Origin of the sequence: Nonomuraea wenchangensis, assembly GCF_900111685.1 — a bacterium.
Taxonomy (GTDB): domain Bacteria; phylum Actinomycetota; class Actinomycetes; order Streptosporangiales; family Streptosporangiaceae; genus Nonomuraea; species Nonomuraea wenchangensis.
The window spans coordinates 33,989-49,830 of the sequence record NZ_FOHX01000007.1 but is presented as its reverse complement, the minus strand read 5'-3'; the positions used below and the strand labels follow the sequence as shown (position 1 = coordinate 49,830).

The following is a 15,842-nucleotide window of genomic DNA, read 5'->3' as shown; positions in this document are numbered from 1 at the left end:
CTCGCCACCGGCGACTTCGACGGCGACGGCCGCGACGACCTCGCCATCGGCGTGCCCGGCGAGGGACTGAGCGCGAACCAGCGGGCCATGGACTACGGCGACGGCACGGTGGACGTCCTCTACGGCTCGCGCGGCGGCCTCAGCACCGCCCGCGCCGAAGCCTGGTCGCAGAACACCCTGGAGGGCCGGCCCCGCTACTACGACCGGTTCGGCTCGGCGCTGGCCGCCGGCGACTTCAACGGCGACGGCCGCGACGACCTCGCCATCGGCGTGCCCGGCGAGCGCGCGGTGCAGGTGCTGGCCGGCAGCGCCGGCGGCGGGCTGACCCGCAAGGGCAACCTGCTGATCAAGGGCGAGGGAAGCGACTTCGGCGCCGCGCTGGCGGCCCTGCCCAGGGGCGGGCGGTTCCGGACGTTGGAACGCGGCGAGGCGTGGGAGCAGCGGGGCGGGTCGCCGCAAGGGCTCGTGGTGGCCGCCCCCGGCCAGGGCCTGGTCCTGTACGTGCCCGGCTCGCGCGCGCCGGGCCTGCGGCTGGGCCGGGTCCGCGAGATCGCCAAAGGCACCGGCCTGTACGGCTACGCCCTCGGCTGAGCCGGGCGTTCCCCCGGCCGGTGCAGTGGCAGGATCACCCGGAACAGCGCCCCCTTGCCCGGCTCGCTCTCCGCCACGATCACCCCGCCGTGCGCCTCCACCAGCGTCGCCGCGATCGACAGCCCGAGCCCCGACCCGCCCGTGCTGCGCGCCGGGTCGGCCCGGTAGAACCGCTCGAACACCCGCTCGGCCACCTCCGGCCCGAACCCCGGCCCTTCGTCGGCCACCTCGACCACGGCCCGGTCGCCGTCCACGCCCACCCGCACCTGGAACGGCGTGCCGGCGGGCGTGTGGGCGAGCGCGTTGCCGACCAGGTTGCCCAGCACCTGCGACAAGCGCGGCTCGTCGCCGGTCACCAGCACCTCGCCGTCGCCGTCGAAGAGGCGTACGAGCTCGATGCGCCGGTCGGGGGCCAGCGTCTGCGCGTCGATCACCGCCGTGGCGGCCAGGCTGAGCAGGTCCACCGGCCGGGTGGACAGGGCGCGCCGCTGGTCCAGCCGGGCCAGCAGCAGCATGTCCTCCACCAGCAGGCCCATGCGGGCCGCCTGCCCCTCGATGCGGCCGAGGAGCCGGACGGCCTCGTCCAGGTCCTTCTCCTCCCCCAGCCGGTACAGCTCGGCGAACCCCCTGATCGAGGTGAGCGGCGTGCGCAGCTCGTGCGAGGCGTCGGCCATGAAGCGGCGCATCAGCTCCTCGGAGCGGCGGGCCGCGGTGGCGGAGCGGCGGGCCGAGTCGGCGGCCTCCTCGCGCTCGCGCACGGCGTCCTCGATGCGGGCGAGCATGGTGTTGAGCGAGCGGCCGAGCTTGCCGACCTCGGTCGTGCCGGACCAGAGGGGGACGCGGCGCGACAGGTCGCCGCCCGCGATGTCGTTGGCGGTGCGGGAGATCTCCTGGAGGGGGCGCAGGCTGCGGCGTACCAGCCAGTGGCAGGCGAAGCCGAGCACGGCCACCGTGCAGCCGCCGCCCACCGCGACGATGAGGCCGAGCTGGGAGACGGTGTCGTCAACGTCGCCCAGGTTGATGGCGATCACCCGGCTCTCGTCGTCGCGGCCCGGCACGGCGACGACCCGCCAGGTGGGCCCGGCGGGATCGGCGGACTCGACGGTGAAGGGCCGGCCCCCCAGCTCGGCCACGTCGGCGGCGGCCAGGCGGGGCAGGCTCGGCGTGTGGGCGGCGGTGGACTCGCTGAGCGTACGGAGCGGCGCGCCGCGCGCGTCCAGCACCACCACGTGGAACAGGCCGAGGAAACGTTGCGGCCGGGTGCCCACGGGCCGCGGCTCGGGCGACGGGAGCACGTCACGCGGGGCGGCCGCGGCGTGCAACTGCTGGTCCACCCGCTCCACGAGGTAGCCGCGCAGCAGCCGCACGGCGAACAGGCCGGTCAGCGTGATCGCCAGGGTGACCAGCAGCAGGGTCGCCGACACCAGCCGGAGCCACAGCGGCGTCCTGGCCAGGTGTTTGCGGAGCCTGCCCGGCATCGCGTTCACAGACCGCGCGGCGGGCGCAGGATGTAGCCGACGCCGCGCAGGGTGTGCAGGTACTTGTGCTCGCCGGTGTCGACCTTGCGGCGCAGGTAGGAGACGTACGACTCGACGAGGCCGACGTCGGTGCGCCAGTCGCCGTTCCAGACGTGGTCGAGGATCTGCGTCTTCGACAGCACCCGGCCCACGTTGAGCATGAAGTACCGCAGCAGCCGGAACTCCGTCGGCGACAGCTTCACCGGCAGGCCGTCGCGCCACACCTCGTGCGTCTCCTCGTCCAGCTCCAGGTCGGCGACGCGCAGCCGGTTGGGCGGCGGGGTGCCACGCCGGGTGCGCCGCAGCACGGCCCGGATGCGCGCGATGGTCTCCTCCAGGCTGAACGGCTTGGTCACGTAGTCCTCGCCGAGGCCGAGCCCCGCGATGCGGTCCTCCGAGGTGTCCTTGGCGGTCACGAACAGGACGGGGACCCGCCGGCCGCGCGAGCGCAGCCGACTCGCGACCGTCATGCCGTCGAGGTCGGGCAGCATGATGTCGAGCATCACCAGGTCGGGGCTGCTCTCCTCGGCCACCCGCAGCGCCTCCCGGCCGTCGGCCGCGGTCAGCACCTCGAACCCGGCCATGCGCAGGCTCGCCGAGAACAGCTCCCTGATGTTGGGCTCGTCGTCGACCACCAGCAGCCTGGCCTCGGGCTCGGGGCTCATCGCGGGCCGCCTCCCGGGAACTGCCGGCCGCCCTGGGTGATGGCGGAGGCCGTGACCGAGCCGTCGGCGCCCTGCTCGCCGCGTACGGTGACGTCGCTCCCCTGCTCCAGGTCGGTGACCTTGCCGGGCTTGGAGATCTGGACCGTGGTCTGGTCGGTGGTGGTGACGGTGACCGTCTTGCCGTCCGCGGTCTTGATGTAGACCTTGCCGTCCTCGACCTTCTCGACGGTGCCGAACGTGCCGCCGCCCATGCGCTGGCCGCCACCGGGGAAGCCGCCGTTCCGCTGCTGGCCGTAGCCGGGAGGGCCGCCGCCCTGCTGCTGGCCGGTGCCGCCCGCCTGGCGCTGCCCGCCGGCCGCGGCGGACGCGTCGCCGCCGCCGCCGAAGAGCTTGCCCGCCTGGATGCCGATGAGGATCCCGGCCACCAGCACCACGCCGGCGGCCAGTGCCAGCGTGACCTTCGACCTGCCCTGACGCGGCTCGGCGGCGAGCTCCTCCCCCAGGTCGTCGGGGAACGGCGAGGAGTCGAGCTTCGACATGTGACTCTCCTTATTCGTGGCGCAGGGCCTGGATCGGCCGGAGCTTGGCCGCCCGGTTTGCCGGATAACTGCCGAAGAACAGCCCGATGCCCACCGACACGCCCAGGGCCAGCGCCACCGACGACGGCACGAGGACCGGCTCGATGCCGGCGATCGTGAACCTGGTGCCGACGAAGGCCACCAGCACGCCCGACAACCCGCCCACCAGGCTCAGCAGCGTGGCCTCCACCAGGAACTGGCCCAGGATCGCGCCGCGCGGCGCGCCGATCGCCTTGCGGATGCCGATCTCGCGGGTGCGCTCGGTGACCGTCACCAGCATGATGTTGGTGATGCCGATGCCGCCCACCAGCAGCGAGATCGCGGCGACCGCGCCGAGCAGCACGGTGAAGGTGCCGGTCGCCTCACTGACGGTCTCCTGCAACGTGGCCTGGTTGAGTATGCGGTAGTCGGGGTTGTTGCCGGTGATGCCATGTCGTTGGTTGAGGATAGCGGTGACCTCCGACTGCGCCGCCGTGGTGGTGCCGGCGCCGGTCGCCTGGACGACGATCTGGCCGAGCGAGCCGAACCCGCTCAGGCTCTGCTGCACGGCCGGCAGCGGCGCGATCGCGACGTCGTCGGCGTCCTGCATGCCGGCGGACCCGGCCTCCTTGAGCACCCCCACCACCGTGAACGGCACCCCGGACACACTGACCTGCCTGCCGATCGGGTCCACCGTGCCGAACAGCTCCTCGACCACGGTCCGGCCGAGCACCACGACCTTCCGCGCGGCCAGCACGTCGTCGTTGAAGAAGTACGTGCCCTGGGCGACGGGCTTGTTCATCGCCTCGAAGTAGCTGGGGTAGGTGCCGACGAACTGGGCGATCGCGTGGCTGGCCGGCCCGTACGAGGCCGTGGCCGAGGAGGCGTTCACGACGGGCGAGACGCTCTTGACCGACGGCGCGAGCGTCCGGTCGGTCAGCGCCTTAGCGTCGGCCAGGCTGAGCTGCCTGGCCTGGGTACGCGGCCCGGTGTTGCCGCCCCCGCCCGTCGCGCCACGGAAACCGCCACCCCCGCCGCCGCCGCCACCCCCGCCCGAGAACGACGGGGAGATCGTGAGGGTGTTCGCGCCGAGGCGCTGGATGTTCTGCTGGATCGAGCGGGAGGAGCCCTCGCCGACCGCGACCAGCAGGATGACCGCCGCCACGCCGATGAGGATGCCGAGCGTGGTCAGCGAGCTGCGCATCTTGTTGGCCAGCAGGCCGCGCAGCGCGAAGCGGAGGATCTCGAGCTGGTTCATCCGGCGGCCGTCCTCGGGGGCGGGCCGTCCACCGGCGCCTGCCTGCGGTCCTCGACGATCTCGCCGTCCACCAGGCGGACCACCCGTTTGGCGTGCGCGGCGACGTCGTCCTCGTGCGTGATGCAGACGATCGTGCGGCCGGACTCGCTGAGCCGGTCCAGGATCTGGAGCACGTCGTGCGTGGAGGCGGTGTCCAGGTTGCCGGTCGGCTCGTCGGCCAGCAGCAGGGCCGGCGCGGTGACCAGCGCCCGCGCCACGGCGACACGCTGCTGCTGGCCGCCGGAGAGCTGGTTCGGCTCGTGGTGCACGCGGTCGCTAAGGCCGACCTGCTCCAGCGCGGCCAGCGCGCGGGCGCGCCGCTCGGCCTGGGGGACGCCGCCGTACACGAGCGGCAGCTCGACATTGGCCAGCGCGCTCATGCGCGGGATCAGGTTGAAGGACTGGAAGACGAACCCGACCCGCCGGTTGCGCAGGATCGCGAGCTGCCGCTCGTCCAGGCGGCCCACGTCGGCGCCGTCGATCAGGTACGTCCCCGAGGTCGGCACGTCCAGGCAGCCGAGGATGTTCATGAGCGTGGACTTGCCGGAGCCCGAGGCGCCCATGATCGCCACGTAGTCGCCCTGCTGGACGTCCAGGCTGACGCCGCGCAGGGCGCGGACCCTGGCGTCGCCCTCGCCGTACTCCTTGACCAGGTCCCGTACCCGGAGGACCGGCGTCGGCTCCACGACGCGCAGCCCGGCGGTCATCGCCCGCCTCCCGGCATGCCGCCACCGCCGGGGAAGCCGCCGCCGAAGCGGCCGTTGCCGCCCTGCGTGGTGCCGGTCGAGACGGCCGGGGGCACGATCTGGTCGCCCTCCGAGACGCCGGACCTGATCTCGGTCAAGGTCGTGCCCCGCACGCCGACCTCCACCGGGGTCCGGGTCTGGCGGCCCTGCTGGAGCACGGTGACGGTGGTCTGGCCGCCGCTGGTGGAGATCGCCGTGGACGGGACGGCGACGACGTTCTCCGCGCGGCCGGTGACGACCTCGACGGTGGCGGTCTGCCCCAGCCGGACCGCGTCGGGCACCTCCGTGAACGTCACCGTGACCGGGTACTGGACGACGTTGTTGCTGGTGGTGGCGACCGGCTCGATCTGGCTGACCTTGCCGGTGGCGCTCACGCCGGGCAGCGCGTCGAACGTGACCGTGGCGCTCTGGCCCTTCTTCAGCTTGCCGACGTCGGACTCGGTGAAGGTGCCGACGAGCTGCAGCTTGGCGGTGTCGGCGAGCTCCACGAAACCGGAGCCGGACGTGGAGCCTGACGTGGAGGTGGAGCCGCTGGTGCCCTGTCCTCCACTGCTCTGTCCTCCGTTGCTCTGGCCGACCGAGCCGTTGACGGCCGTGACGGTGCCGCCGAAGGGGGCCTTCAGCACGGTGGCGGCGACCGTCCGTTGCGCCTCGCGGTACGAGTTGCGGGCCTTGACGTAGGCGGCGTAGAGCTGCGCCGTGTCCGTGCCGTCGGCGAGGGCGCTGTCGTAGGAGGCCTTGGCCGCCGACAGGTTCTCCCGGGCGGCGGCGTCGTCCAGCCGGGCCAGGATCTGGCCCTTGCTCACCTTGTCCCCGGCCTTGACGTAGATCTTCTCGACCGTGCCCGACGTGCCGAAGGACAGGGCGCGGAACCTGGAGCTCTCGACCGCGCCCGTGGCGGACACGGCGGCCACGACCGTTCCGCGGCTCGCCGTCACCGTCCGGACGGCGCTCTCGCTCGCCGCCTCCTCCGTACCGAGCTGGGAGTAGGCGAACGCGGCCCCGCCCAGCAGGAGCACCGCCAGCGCTCCGTTGGTCATCAGCGCTCCGCGGCTCTTGCGCGATCTGCGCCTGTTCGACACCTTCACGAGCCGTGACCCTTGCACACCAGGCTGCGCCGCAGCCGCGAGCAAGCTGAACGTTCGCTGACAGCGGGCCCTCTACATGGGGCGCACAGAAAACTTGCAGGCTGTTCGCAGGCTGCCACGAACCTGCTTCGCCAGGATGATCCGTCATGAGACGGACTTTCGCGCTGGGCGGGCTCGCCCTGGTCGTGCTCGCCGCCGGGTCGGGCGTGGCCGTGCTCGCGTTGCGCGACGACTCCCCCGCCGCCGTCCAGGTACGGCTCGCCGCGGCGCAGCGCGGGCAGGTCACGGCGGTGGTGAGCGCCGCGGGCAACACCGTGGACGGCTCCCGCCGCGACCTGGCCTTCGGCTCCTCCGGCACCGTCACCAAGGTGTACGTCAGGACGGGGGCCAAGGTGAAGAAGGGCCAGGTCCTGGCCCGGATCGACGGGCGGGAGGCGCGGGAGGCGTACGAGGCGGCCAAGGCCGACCTGGCGGCGGCCGAGGAGGCACTGGACAAGGTGTCCACCGCCGCCACGACGTCCACGTCCGCCGCCCCGGGCACGGGCACCTCCGCGGCGCGCGGCGGCACGAGGAACGGCGGCACGACCGGCGACCGCGGCACCGGCGGCACGGACTGCACCCCCGCCGGCGGCAAGCGCTCCGCCACGCCCAGCGCCACCACGTCCGGCCGTCCCGCCGGCACCCCCTCGGCCACCCCGACCACCGGCCCGACCAGCGGCGGCACCGCGACGAGGGCTGCGGATCCCGGCGTCGCCCCGGTCGCCGACGGCCCCGCGGGGGGCGCGCTGCTCGGTCCCGTCCACTCCCCCGGCACCGACCACGGCGGCACGACTTCGCCGACGCCCGAGCCGACCCGTACCCCGCATCCCACGGCCACGCCGACCGTCACCCCGACCACCAGGCCGACCGACGGACCGACCGAGCCCGAGCCTCAGCCCACGGTGACCGTCACCGCCACCGTGACGACCACGGTCACGGTCACGGTCATCGCCTCACCCCAGGACGACGAGACGCGACAGACCGACCGCCCGGCGGCCTCCGGCTCCCCCACGGCCAAGCCGTCCACCACCAAGAAGCAGCCCACCACCGGCAAACCCTCGGCCCGCCCGAGCACCGGCTCCTGCACCCCGTCCACCGCCCCGTCGACAGCCCCGTCCACCGGCGGCGTACCGAGGACCGGCACCAGCGGCGGCCAGGGCGCCGGCAAGGAGCAGGCCGCCGCGAACGTGGACCGCGCCGAGGCCGCCCTGGAGGAGGCCGCCGACGCCGTACGCGCCACCCGCATCGTCGCCCCTGCGGCGGGCACGATCCTCTCGGTGGCGGGCGCGCCCGGCGACCAGTCCGGCACCGGCACCTTCATCAGCCTGGGCGACCTGGACGAGCTGCAGGTCCAGGCCATGGTGACCGAGTCCGACGTGAACCGGCTGCAGCTCGGCCAGCAGGCCGGGATCACCCTGGCGACCCGTCCGGGCGAGCGCTACACGGGCACGGTGACGGCGATCGCGCCGACCGCGACGAGGGACGGCCAGCTCGTCCGCTACTCGGTCACCCTCGCCTTCGACGAGCCGCCGACCGGCCTGATGCTGGGGCAGACGGCCTCGGTGACGGTCACCACGGACGAGGCCGCGGACGCGATCTACGTCCCGGCGGCGGCGGTCCGCAGCAGGCCGGACGGCACCCAGGTGATCACCGTCCGGTCCGATGGCCGCGACCTGGCCAAGGTGGTGGAGACGGGCGTGCGCGGCGACCAGTACGTCGAGGTCACCTCGGGCCTGACGGAGCGCGACCAGGTGGTGATCTCGGACGGCACGACGGGCGAGTTCCCCGACGGCGCCTGGCCCGACGCCTGACGCGTCCTGCGTCCCATGATCTCCGGGCCGCGGATTGAGCGGATCCTCAGTTTGCTCTCAGCGGGCGTTCAGGGAGTCGGCCGTCAGGGTGAGCCGGTGCGAGGTCCTGGCCGGGGCGCCGCGCCGGGAGACGCGGTCGAGCGTACGGAAGTCGACCGACAGCTCGTCCTTGGTGAGCCGGGCCATGAGGTAGCCGCGGCGCTGGTCGATGTAGGAGAAGTGCGGGTTCTCGCGCAGCGCGGCGTCGATCCACTCCCGGTCGCGGTAGCCGTCGCCGTCGCTGGCGATGGACGAGGTGATCAGTTCCTTGGCGACGACCGGCGAGTCCGGGTCGTCGAAGTCGGGCTTGAGCTCGGCCAGGTGGTGCATGTGGGCGTCGCCGGTCAGCACCACCGGGTTCGAGGTACGGGACAGCGCGCCGAGGAGGCGGGTGCGCTCGGCGGCGTACCCGTCCCAGGAGTCCAGGTTGACCTCGCGGCCCGGGCCGGTCTTGAAGTCGCGCTGGGCCACCATGATCTGCTGGCCGAGCAGGTTCCAGCGGGCGGTGGAGCCGTGCAGGCCGTCCTCCAGCCAGCGCCACTGGTCGCCGCCGAGCAGGGTGCGCCCGCCGGACAGCCGCTCGTCGCAGCCCGCCCGTACGCCGTCCAGGCAGGCCTGGTCGTCGCGGAACTGCCGGGTGTCGAGCAGGTGGAAGCGGGCCAGCGTGCCCCAGGAGACGCGCCGGTTCACCCGCAGGGAGGTGCCCCGGAGGCTGGCGCGGCGCAGCGGCATGTTCTCGTAGTAGGCGCGGAACGCGTGCGCCCGCCGCGCGGCGAAGCCGGTCGCGCCGGTGCTGGAGATCTCGCCGGCCCAGTTGTTCTCCACCTCGTGGTCGTCGAAGGCCACCAGCCACGGCGCGCCCGCGTGCGCCCGCTGCAGGTCGGGGTCGCTCTTGTACTGGGCGTGGCGGAGGCGGTAGTCGGCCAGGGTGCGGCACTTGCCCGGCGTGTGCGTACGGACGCGACCGGCCAGGGCGTTGTAGCCGCTGGGGCCGTACTCGTACATGTAGTCGCCGAGGAACACCACGAGGTCGGGCTCCTGCTCGGCGAGGCGGCGGTAGGCGGTGTAGTAGCCGTGCTCGTAGTGCGCGCAGGCGGCGACGGCGAACGTGAGCGGCGTCGTCGCGCCGGCGGGCGTGGTACGGGTGCGCCCGGCCGGGGACAGCCGGCCCTCGCTCCGGAAGCGGTAGAAGTACTCGCGGCCCGGCTCCAGGCCGGACAGCTCGACGTGCACGCTGTGGGCGTCGCGGGCGCGGGCCGTGGCGGTGCCTGACCGGACGATCGTGGAGAAACGTTCGTCGGCCGCGACCTGCCAGTCCACCTCGACGTCGCGGGAGGGCATGCCGCCACGGCCGTCGCCGCCGAGGGGGTCGGCGGCGAGCCGGGTCCACAGCACGAAGCCGTCGGCCGAGGGGTCGCCGGAGGCCACGCCGAGCGTGAACGGGTCGGAGCGGAGGGTTCGGGAGGCTCTGGACGGGGTGGCCGAGGCGGGGGCGGCCCACGCCGGTGAGGTGACGAGGCCGGCCGCCGCCGCGGTCAGGAAGGCTCTGCGGTCCACATATCAGGTATGTCCGGCCGTTCTGACTCGCCCGTGGCCGGGGAGTCAAGGCCTGGTGAACAGCAACGGTCGTCCTCAGGCGGCCAGGACGGCCCGGAGGTCGGCGCGCAGGTCGGCGGAGCCGGTGTAGAGCAGGCCGGTCATGCCGGCGCGTTCGGCGCCCTCGACGTTCTCGGGGCGGTCGTCGATGAAGACGCACTCGGCCGGCTCGGTGCCGAGCGCGCGGGCGACCTCGTCGTAGATCTCGCGGTCCGGTTTCACCAGGCCCATCCTGCCGCTGTAGAAGCGGCGCTCGATGGCGGCGATCCACGGCAGCTCGTCCAGGCCGTCGCCGAGGCAGACCGGCGCGTTGGACAGCAGCGCCACGTCGCGGTCGTCGGCCAGCAGCTCGCCGAGCAGCGCGACGGTGCCCCGGTCGGGGTGGGCCCAGCCAGCCACGTCCATGGCGACCAGGCGGGCGACCTCGGAGTGGGTGACGGACCGGCCGAGCACCGCCGCCCAGTAGGCGTGCGGGGTCAGGTCGGCCCGGTCGAAGTCCAGCCGGTGCTGCCAGTAGCCGCGCAGGAACGCCTCGGGCTCGGCGTTCATCGCGCGGGCCATCTCCAGGGTGTCGGCCTCGGGCTGGGGCAGCGACAGCACGCCGCCGTAGTCGAACACGATCCAGGTCATGCCAGGAATGGTCGCAGATGCGGGTCGAGCGCGGGGCAGCCCAGGTATTTCTCGGCCGTGTGGAAGTCGATCCAGTCGAGGTTGACCAGTTCCTCGGCGTCCACGCCGGTGAAGCAGCCGCCCAGGCCGGCCGGGATGGCGGCGATGTCGTCCTTGTCGGCGATGTTCACCCAGCGGGCCACGCCGGGCGGCCGCTCGCCCCTGCCGTTGATGGGGGCGGGCAGCAGGCGCTCGAAGACGACGTTGCGCATGCCGAGCGGGCTGCCGAGGGTGATCAGCAGCTCGATCCGCAGGTCGGGGTTGGCCCATAAGGTCTCGTACGTGACGACGCTCCCGAGCGAGTGTGCGATGACCACCTTGGGATGGTTGCGGCGGACCGTCTCGGCCACGGCCTGGCGGCACCGCTCGCGCCTGGCCGCGTCAGTGAGGTACGCCGCCATCTCCGGCGCAAAGAGCTCGGCGAAGGCCGTGGACCGGGCGTCGAGCCTGGTGAGCAGCCATCCGGTGAACGTCCTGAGCGCGCCCGTCACCTGCTCGCCCAGCCCCCGGTTGCGCGCCCATTCCAGCAGGACCTGCTGGGCGGAGTCGTCCATGGCGGCCAGGGAACGTCTCCGCGCCCCGCCGTCGCGCAGCAGGTGGGAGAAGTACGCGATCTCGCTGAAGTAGTGCCCGGTCCCCTCGCCGCCGAGAGCCGCGTGCAGGTAGCGGTCCCATTTGACCCGCATGGCCTCCGCCGCTCCGGCGGCCGAGCCCGCCTCCTGGAAGTAGTCGTACTTGCCGATGCCGTGCACCCCGACGATGACCGCCACTCCTGCCTCCCTCATGCCGTGTCCAAGGAAATACCGTTGCTATCGGCATATGTCATCCAGATACGGTGACACTCGTTCTCAAGGACGCATGGTCCCATCCCGACAGGAGTTCCGCTCATGCCCGGCCCGCTGGTCGTCAACGACGCCGTCGTCATCCCCGACGCCGAGCTCGTCTGGCGCTTCTCGCGTTCGTCGGGGCCTGGCGGCCAGGGCGTCAACACCACCGACAGCCGGGTGGAGCTGACCTTCGACGTGGCGGCGAGCACGGCGCTGCCGCCCGCGCTCAAGCAGCGGGCGCTCGACCGGCTGGGGTCGGCCACCGTGACGATCGCCGCATCCGAGTACCGTTCGCAGCTCAGGAACCGCGAGGCCGCCACGCAGCGGCTGGCCCAGCGGCTGCGCGAGGCCATCGCCCCGCCGCCGAAGCGGCGGCGCCCGACCAAGCCCAGCCGGGGCTCCGTCGAACGCCGCATCGCCGCCAAGAAGCAGCGCTCGGACCTCAAACGGCTGCGCCGCGACCTCTGAACCGGCGCTCACCGGGGAGAAGAATCCAGCGGGAGAAGGGGCTCAGCGGGAGAGTACGGGCTCGCGCACCCCGGCCTTGAGCGCGTCCAGCGCCACCTCGGGCAGTTCGAGGGCAGGCTCTCCGCGCAGGCCGAGCGCGGGCTCCACGACCTCGTCAAGACCGGGGACCTCGGTAAGGCCGGACTCGATGTCAAGGTCGGGCTCGACCAGCTCGGCCGGGCACAACCGGCCGATCACGTCACGCACCTGCGCGCGCAGAACCGGATCGGAGAGGCGACCGTCCTCGTCGAAGTGCCGGCGGCCGGGCAGGATCACCAGCTCGGCGCCCGTCACCACGGCCCCGGCGCTCTGCAGCCTCTTGTAGAGCTCCGCCTGCGCCCACATCGCCCCGCACGCCCGCGCGCTCGCGCTCATCACCGCGACCAGCCTGCCCGCCAGCACCCCGCGTGCCGTCAGCCAGTCGAGGGTGTCGATCAGCTCGTCGGGCAGCAGGCTGTGCTCGGGCGCCGTCACGACCACCGCGTCCGCCGCCAGGATCAGCCGGGTGAGCTCCCGTACGGGCGCGGGCACCGGCCCCGGCTCGTACGGCGGGATCTCCGGCAGCCCGGACCACACCTCGAATCCGACGTCCTCGGGCAGCTCACCGCCGGCCGCGCCCAGCAACCTGTTGACGAACGAACCGGCGTGCAGGCCGGCGGCGATTCCGATGATTTTCACCCTCTGCTCCCAAGGGGTTCCGGTGTTACCGGAAACCTGCCCGATGCGTAGGTTGTCCAAGACCATGCCCCGGTCAAGAGTGGTTTCCGCGCCGCAGCTCTACCCCTGGTGCTGGAGTTATTCCTCGGATTCCGGCCGTCTTCTGAAGATCGGCGCGAGCACCCGCAACGTGAGGATCGCCGAGATCCCCAGCAGGTTGTAACCGATGAGGTGATACAGCGTCGCCCCCGGCATGAGCTGCGGCCCGCCGTCGTTGCCGAGCAGCATCACCGCCATGACGCCCGACGTGGCGCCGAGCACCGTCAGCAGCACCTGGTGCAGCAGCCCGGTCACGTAGCGGCGGTCGCGCTCGTCGGCGAGCAGCCGCACGTTGAACGCCAGCCGGCCGTGCTCGGCGGCGCTGGCGATGCGCTCGACCCGGCGCGGCAGGCGGCGCAACATCGGCAGCAGCGCGGCCAGCTCCTGCGTGAGCGCCTCCCGCACCGCGGCCGGCTCCGACCGCTCGGCGATGTGGCGGCCGGCGAACGCGCGGGCCTCGCCGATGAGGTCGAAGCCCGGCGACAGGCGCACCAGCGTGCCCTCCAGCGTGGCCAGCGCCCGGAAGACGGCCGCCACCTCCGGCGGCACGGACAGCCCGTACGCCGTGACGATCCTGAACAGGTCCGTGAACATCTGGACGCTGTCCATGCCCGGCCCCAGGTGGCGGGCCATGAACTGGCCGAGCGCGCGTTCCAGCGCGGCCTCGTCGATGTCCTCGGGGCGGGGCACCACCTCCAGCAGGGCGTCGGTGACGCCGAGCGGGTCCTGGCGGTCCATGGCGAGCAGGAAGCGCTGCAGGGCGGAGCGGACCGCGGCGTCCAGGCGGCCGACCGAGCCGAAGTCGAGCAGGCCCAGGGCGCCGTCGTCGAGCAGCATGAGGTTGCCGGGGTGCGGGTCGGCGTGGAAGACGCCGTCCACGAGGATCTGGCGGAGCAGGCAGTCGAGGAGGTCGCGGGCCAGGCGCGGGCCGTCCTCGGGGGCGGCGTCGGTGACCGGCCGCCCGGACAGTCGCCGCATGACCAGCACCTGCTCGGTGCAGAGCGCGGTCATCGGCGCCGGGTAGCGGACGCGCGGACCGCCCTCCGTAACGCTCTCCGTACCGCTCTCCGCGCCGCCGGGCGGCTGCGGCGCGGTGACGGCGGCCATGTTGGCGGCCTCCACGCGGAAGTCCAGCTCCTCGCGGATGGCCGCCGCGAACCCCTCCGCGAGGTCGCGCAGCCCCAGCGAACGCCCCCACCGGGTACGGGACTCCAGCGTGGCCGCCAGCCGCCGGACGATGTCGAGGTCCTTGGCCACCACCCTCCCGATGCCCGGCCTGCGTACCTTGACGACGACGTCCTCGCCGCCGGGCAGCCGGGCGGCGTGGACCTGCCCGATGGAGGCGGCGGCCAGCGGCGTACGGTCGAAGGCGGCGAACACCTCATCCACCGGCGCGCCCAGCTCCGCCACCAGCACCGGCTCGATCTGCGCCCACGGCGCCGGGACCACCTGGTCCTGCAGCCGCCCCAGCTCCTCGACGAACTCGGCGGGCAACAGGTCACGCCGCGTGGACAGCACCTGGCCGAGCTTGACGAACGTGACGCCGCCCTCGTCCAGCGCCTGCCTCAGCGACCTGGCCAGGCGTACCTTGCCGGGACGGTCCTCCAGCCGCTCGCCCCGGCCGCGCAGGTAGGGGCCGAGGCCGTGCTTGATCGCGATGCGGGTGATCTGCGAGTAGCGGCGGGCCCGCGAGACCCGTCCTCGTACCGAGCGCAGCAGCTCCAGCGGCCCCGGCACCGAGCCCGGCGGGACCAGCGCCTCGGCCAGCACCAGCAGCACCATGGGGATGAGCACCATGGCCATCGTGGCGAGCAGCAGGACGCCCAGCGCGCCCGCGTCCGGCAACTGCCCGTCCGCCGGGAGGTTCAGCGCCGTGAACAGCGGCCCGAGCACCGGCTGCGCCAGTAGGAAGGCGGCCAGCGCGGCCACGAGCGTACGGACCGCGCCGAACCTGACGCCCAGCAACCGCTGCGCCGCCAGGGCGAGCAGGATGATCGTCAGTAACGCGAACAGGCCGATGAACAACTGGGCGAGGACGTCCATGGGGCAGGATCATGGCACGTCCGGCCCGCGCTCCTCATCACGGGCTGGCCGTTCCCGGAACGGCCGTCCCCGGAACGTCCGTCAGCCGAGGCGGGCAGCGGCGCGGGCGCGGCGCTCCTCCCGGCGCTCGACGAACCTGGCGGCCGTCGCCTCGGTCCTGGCCAGGAACGCGGCCAGCTCCTCGCGGGCGGCCTCCCCCTCGGGGCCGAGCCCGGTCTTGTCGAACACCGACCACTGGCGCAGCACCGGCATCAGCACGTCGTCGAGGTGCAGGCGCAGGTCGTAGATGCCCTCGTTGGCGATGATGAGGGCCTTGCGGGTGAAGCCCTCCATGCCCTGGCCGGGCATCTGGAACGTCGTGACGACGTCGGTCACCGCGCGCATGGTCTGGCCCGGGTCGAGCTCGAAGGCCGCCTTGAGCAGGTTGCGGTAGAAGAGCATGTGGAGGTTCTCGTCGGCGGCGATGCGGGCGAGCAGGCGCTCGCAGCCCTCGTCGCCGGAGGCCCTGCCGGTGTTGCGGTGGGAGATGCGGGTCGCGAGCTCCTGGAAGGAGACGTAGGCGAGCTGCTGGAGCATGGTGCCGTATTCGGTGGCGAAGCCCTGCTCCATGTGCTGCATGCGGGCCCGCTCCAGCGCGACGGGATCGACCGCGCGGGTCACGGTGAGGTAGTCGCGGATGGCGGTGCCGTGCCGGTCCTCCTCGGCCGTCCAGCGGTGCACCCAGGTGCCCCACGCGCCGTCGCGGCCGAACGTGGTGGCGATCTCGTGGTGGTAGCTGGGCAGGTTGTCCTCGGTGAGGAGGTTGACGATGAGGGAGACACGTGCGGCCTCGGGGATCTTCGAGTCGCTCTCCTGCCACGCCTCGCCCCCGTAGACGCCGTCGAAGTCACGGCCTTCGCTCCACGGGATGTACTCGTGCGGGAACCACTCTTTGGCCATCTTGTCGTGGCGGTCCAGCTCGCCGGCCACGACGGGCTCGAGCTCGTGCAGCAGCTCCGTCTGAGTCATCGCCATATATGATCTTCTCCTTCAGGTTACGGTACCGTAGGTTAGGCTACCTGAAGGACCTACCGGTCAAAGAGTGTGGGCGTCTA

The 15,842-nt window shown here is 72.9% G+C and carries 15 protein-coding genes; 3 read left to right on the top strand and 12 right to left on the bottom strand.

All coding sequences use genetic code 11. The features are described from left to right. A partial coding sequence (locus BMW85_RS21815) for an FG-GAP and VCBS repeat-containing protein (RefSeq protein WP_177240813.1) occupies nt 1-591 on the top strand: 591 nt, incomplete at its 5' end. On the opposite strand, the gene BMW85_RS21810 is transcribed toward BMW85_RS21815, so the two are convergent. From BMW85_RS21810 to BMW85_RS21785, 6 genes are read right to left on the bottom strand one after another with little or no spacing between them, the layout of a single operon-like run. After that, entirely contained in the window at nt 576-2,069 is a 1,494-nt protein-coding gene (locus tag BMW85_RS21810) for a sensor histidine kinase (protein WP_091084261.1), read from the bottom strand. The genes BMW85_RS21815 and BMW85_RS21810 overlap by 16 nt on opposite strands. Before the next feature lie 5 nt (nt 2,070-2,074). Beyond that, nucleotides 2,075-2,773, bottom strand: a complete 699-nt coding sequence (locus tag BMW85_RS21805; RefSeq protein WP_091084258.1) for a response regulator transcription factor — start codon at nt 2,771-2,773, stop codon at nt 2,075-2,077. Further along, nucleotides 2,770-3,312: a hypothetical protein gene (locus tag BMW85_RS21800; protein WP_091084247.1), complete on the bottom strand. Its 543-nt coding sequence runs from the start codon at nt 3,310-3,312 to the stop codon at nt 2,770-2,772. The genes BMW85_RS21805 and BMW85_RS21800 overlap by 4 nt, the downstream gene beginning before the upstream one ends. Before the next feature lie 10 nt (nt 3,313-3,322). Beyond that, on the bottom strand, nt 3,323-4,588 hold the full coding sequence (locus tag BMW85_RS21795; protein WP_091084246.1) for an ABC transporter permease: 1,266 nt from the start codon (nt 4,586-4,588) through the stop codon (nt 3,323-3,325). Continuing rightward, entirely contained in the window at nt 4,585-5,334 is a 750-nt protein-coding gene (locus BMW85_RS21790; RefSeq protein WP_091084244.1) for an ABC transporter ATP-binding protein, read from the bottom strand. The genes BMW85_RS21795 and BMW85_RS21790 overlap by 4 nt, the downstream gene beginning before the upstream one ends. After that, entirely contained in the window at nt 5,331-6,413 is a 1,083-nt protein-coding gene (locus BMW85_RS21785) for an efflux RND transporter periplasmic adaptor subunit (protein WP_091084242.1), read from the bottom strand. Before BMW85_RS21785 ends, BMW85_RS21790 begins: the two co-directional genes overlap by 4 nt. A gap of 194 nt (nt 6,414-6,607) precedes the next feature. Between BMW85_RS21785 and BMW85_RS52010 the strand changes: the two genes are divergently transcribed. Next, nucleotides 6,608-8,311 (top strand): efflux RND transporter periplasmic adaptor subunit, encoded by a 1,704-nt coding sequence (locus BMW85_RS52010; protein WP_091084241.1) that lies wholly within the window; start codon nt 6,608-6,610, stop codon nt 8,309-8,311. 57 nt (nt 8,312-8,368) lie between these two features. On the opposite strand, the gene BMW85_RS21775 is transcribed toward BMW85_RS52010, so the two are convergent. The 3 genes from BMW85_RS21775 to BMW85_RS21765 all read right to left on the bottom strand — a co-directional run bounded on the left by BMW85_RS21775 (nt 8,369) and on the right by BMW85_RS21765 (nt 11,400). Further along, a complete protein-coding gene (locus BMW85_RS21775) occupies nt 8,369-9,907 on the bottom strand; it encodes an alkaline phosphatase D family protein (protein ID WP_091084239.1) in 1,539 nt (512 codons plus the stop codon). A gap of 75 nt (nt 9,908-9,982) precedes the next feature. Continuing rightward, nucleotides 9,983-10,576 carry an HAD family hydrolase gene (locus BMW85_RS21770; RefSeq protein WP_091084237.1) on the bottom strand — a complete coding sequence of 198 codons (594 nt, stop codon included), beginning with the start codon at nt 10,574-10,576 and terminating at the stop codon, nt 9,983-9,985. Next, nucleotides 10,573-11,400, bottom strand: a complete 828-nt coding sequence (locus BMW85_RS21765) for a hypothetical protein (protein ID WP_245774990.1) — start codon at nt 11,398-11,400, stop codon at nt 10,573-10,575. The genes BMW85_RS21770 and BMW85_RS21765 overlap by 4 nt, the downstream gene beginning before the upstream one ends. A gap of 102 nt (nt 11,401-11,502) precedes the next feature. On the opposite strand from BMW85_RS21765, the gene arfB reads away from it, so the two are divergent. Continuing rightward, the gene (arfB, locus tag BMW85_RS21760; RefSeq protein ID WP_091084233.1) at nt 11,503-11,910 is read left to right on the top strand and encodes an alternative ribosome rescue aminoacyl-tRNA hydrolase ArfB; all 408 of its coding nucleotides are present in this window, start codon (nt 11,503-11,505) and stop codon (nt 11,908-11,910) included. A 42-nt stretch (nt 11,911-11,952) separates the two neighbouring features. On the opposite strand, the gene BMW85_RS21755 is transcribed toward arfB, so the two are convergent. The 3 genes from BMW85_RS21755 to BMW85_RS21745 form a co-directional block, all read right to left on the bottom strand. Next, the gene (locus BMW85_RS21755; protein WP_177240812.1) at nt 11,953-12,627 is read right to left on the bottom strand and encodes an NADPH-dependent FMN reductase; all 675 of its coding nucleotides are present in this window, start codon (nt 12,625-12,627) and stop codon (nt 11,953-11,955) included. 117 nt (nt 12,628-12,744) lie between these two features. Next, on the bottom strand, nt 12,745-14,748 hold the full coding sequence (locus BMW85_RS21750) for an ABC1 kinase family protein (protein ID WP_091084229.1): 2,004 nt from the start codon (nt 14,746-14,748) through the stop codon (nt 12,745-12,747). 81 nt (nt 14,749-14,829) lie between these two features. Beyond that, nucleotides 14,830-15,756, bottom strand: coding sequence for an acyl-ACP desaturase (locus tag BMW85_RS21745; protein WP_342743431.1), 927 nt, complete (start codon nt 15,754-15,756; stop codon nt 14,830-14,832). Between the last annotated feature and the right edge of the window lie 86 nt (nt 15,757-15,842).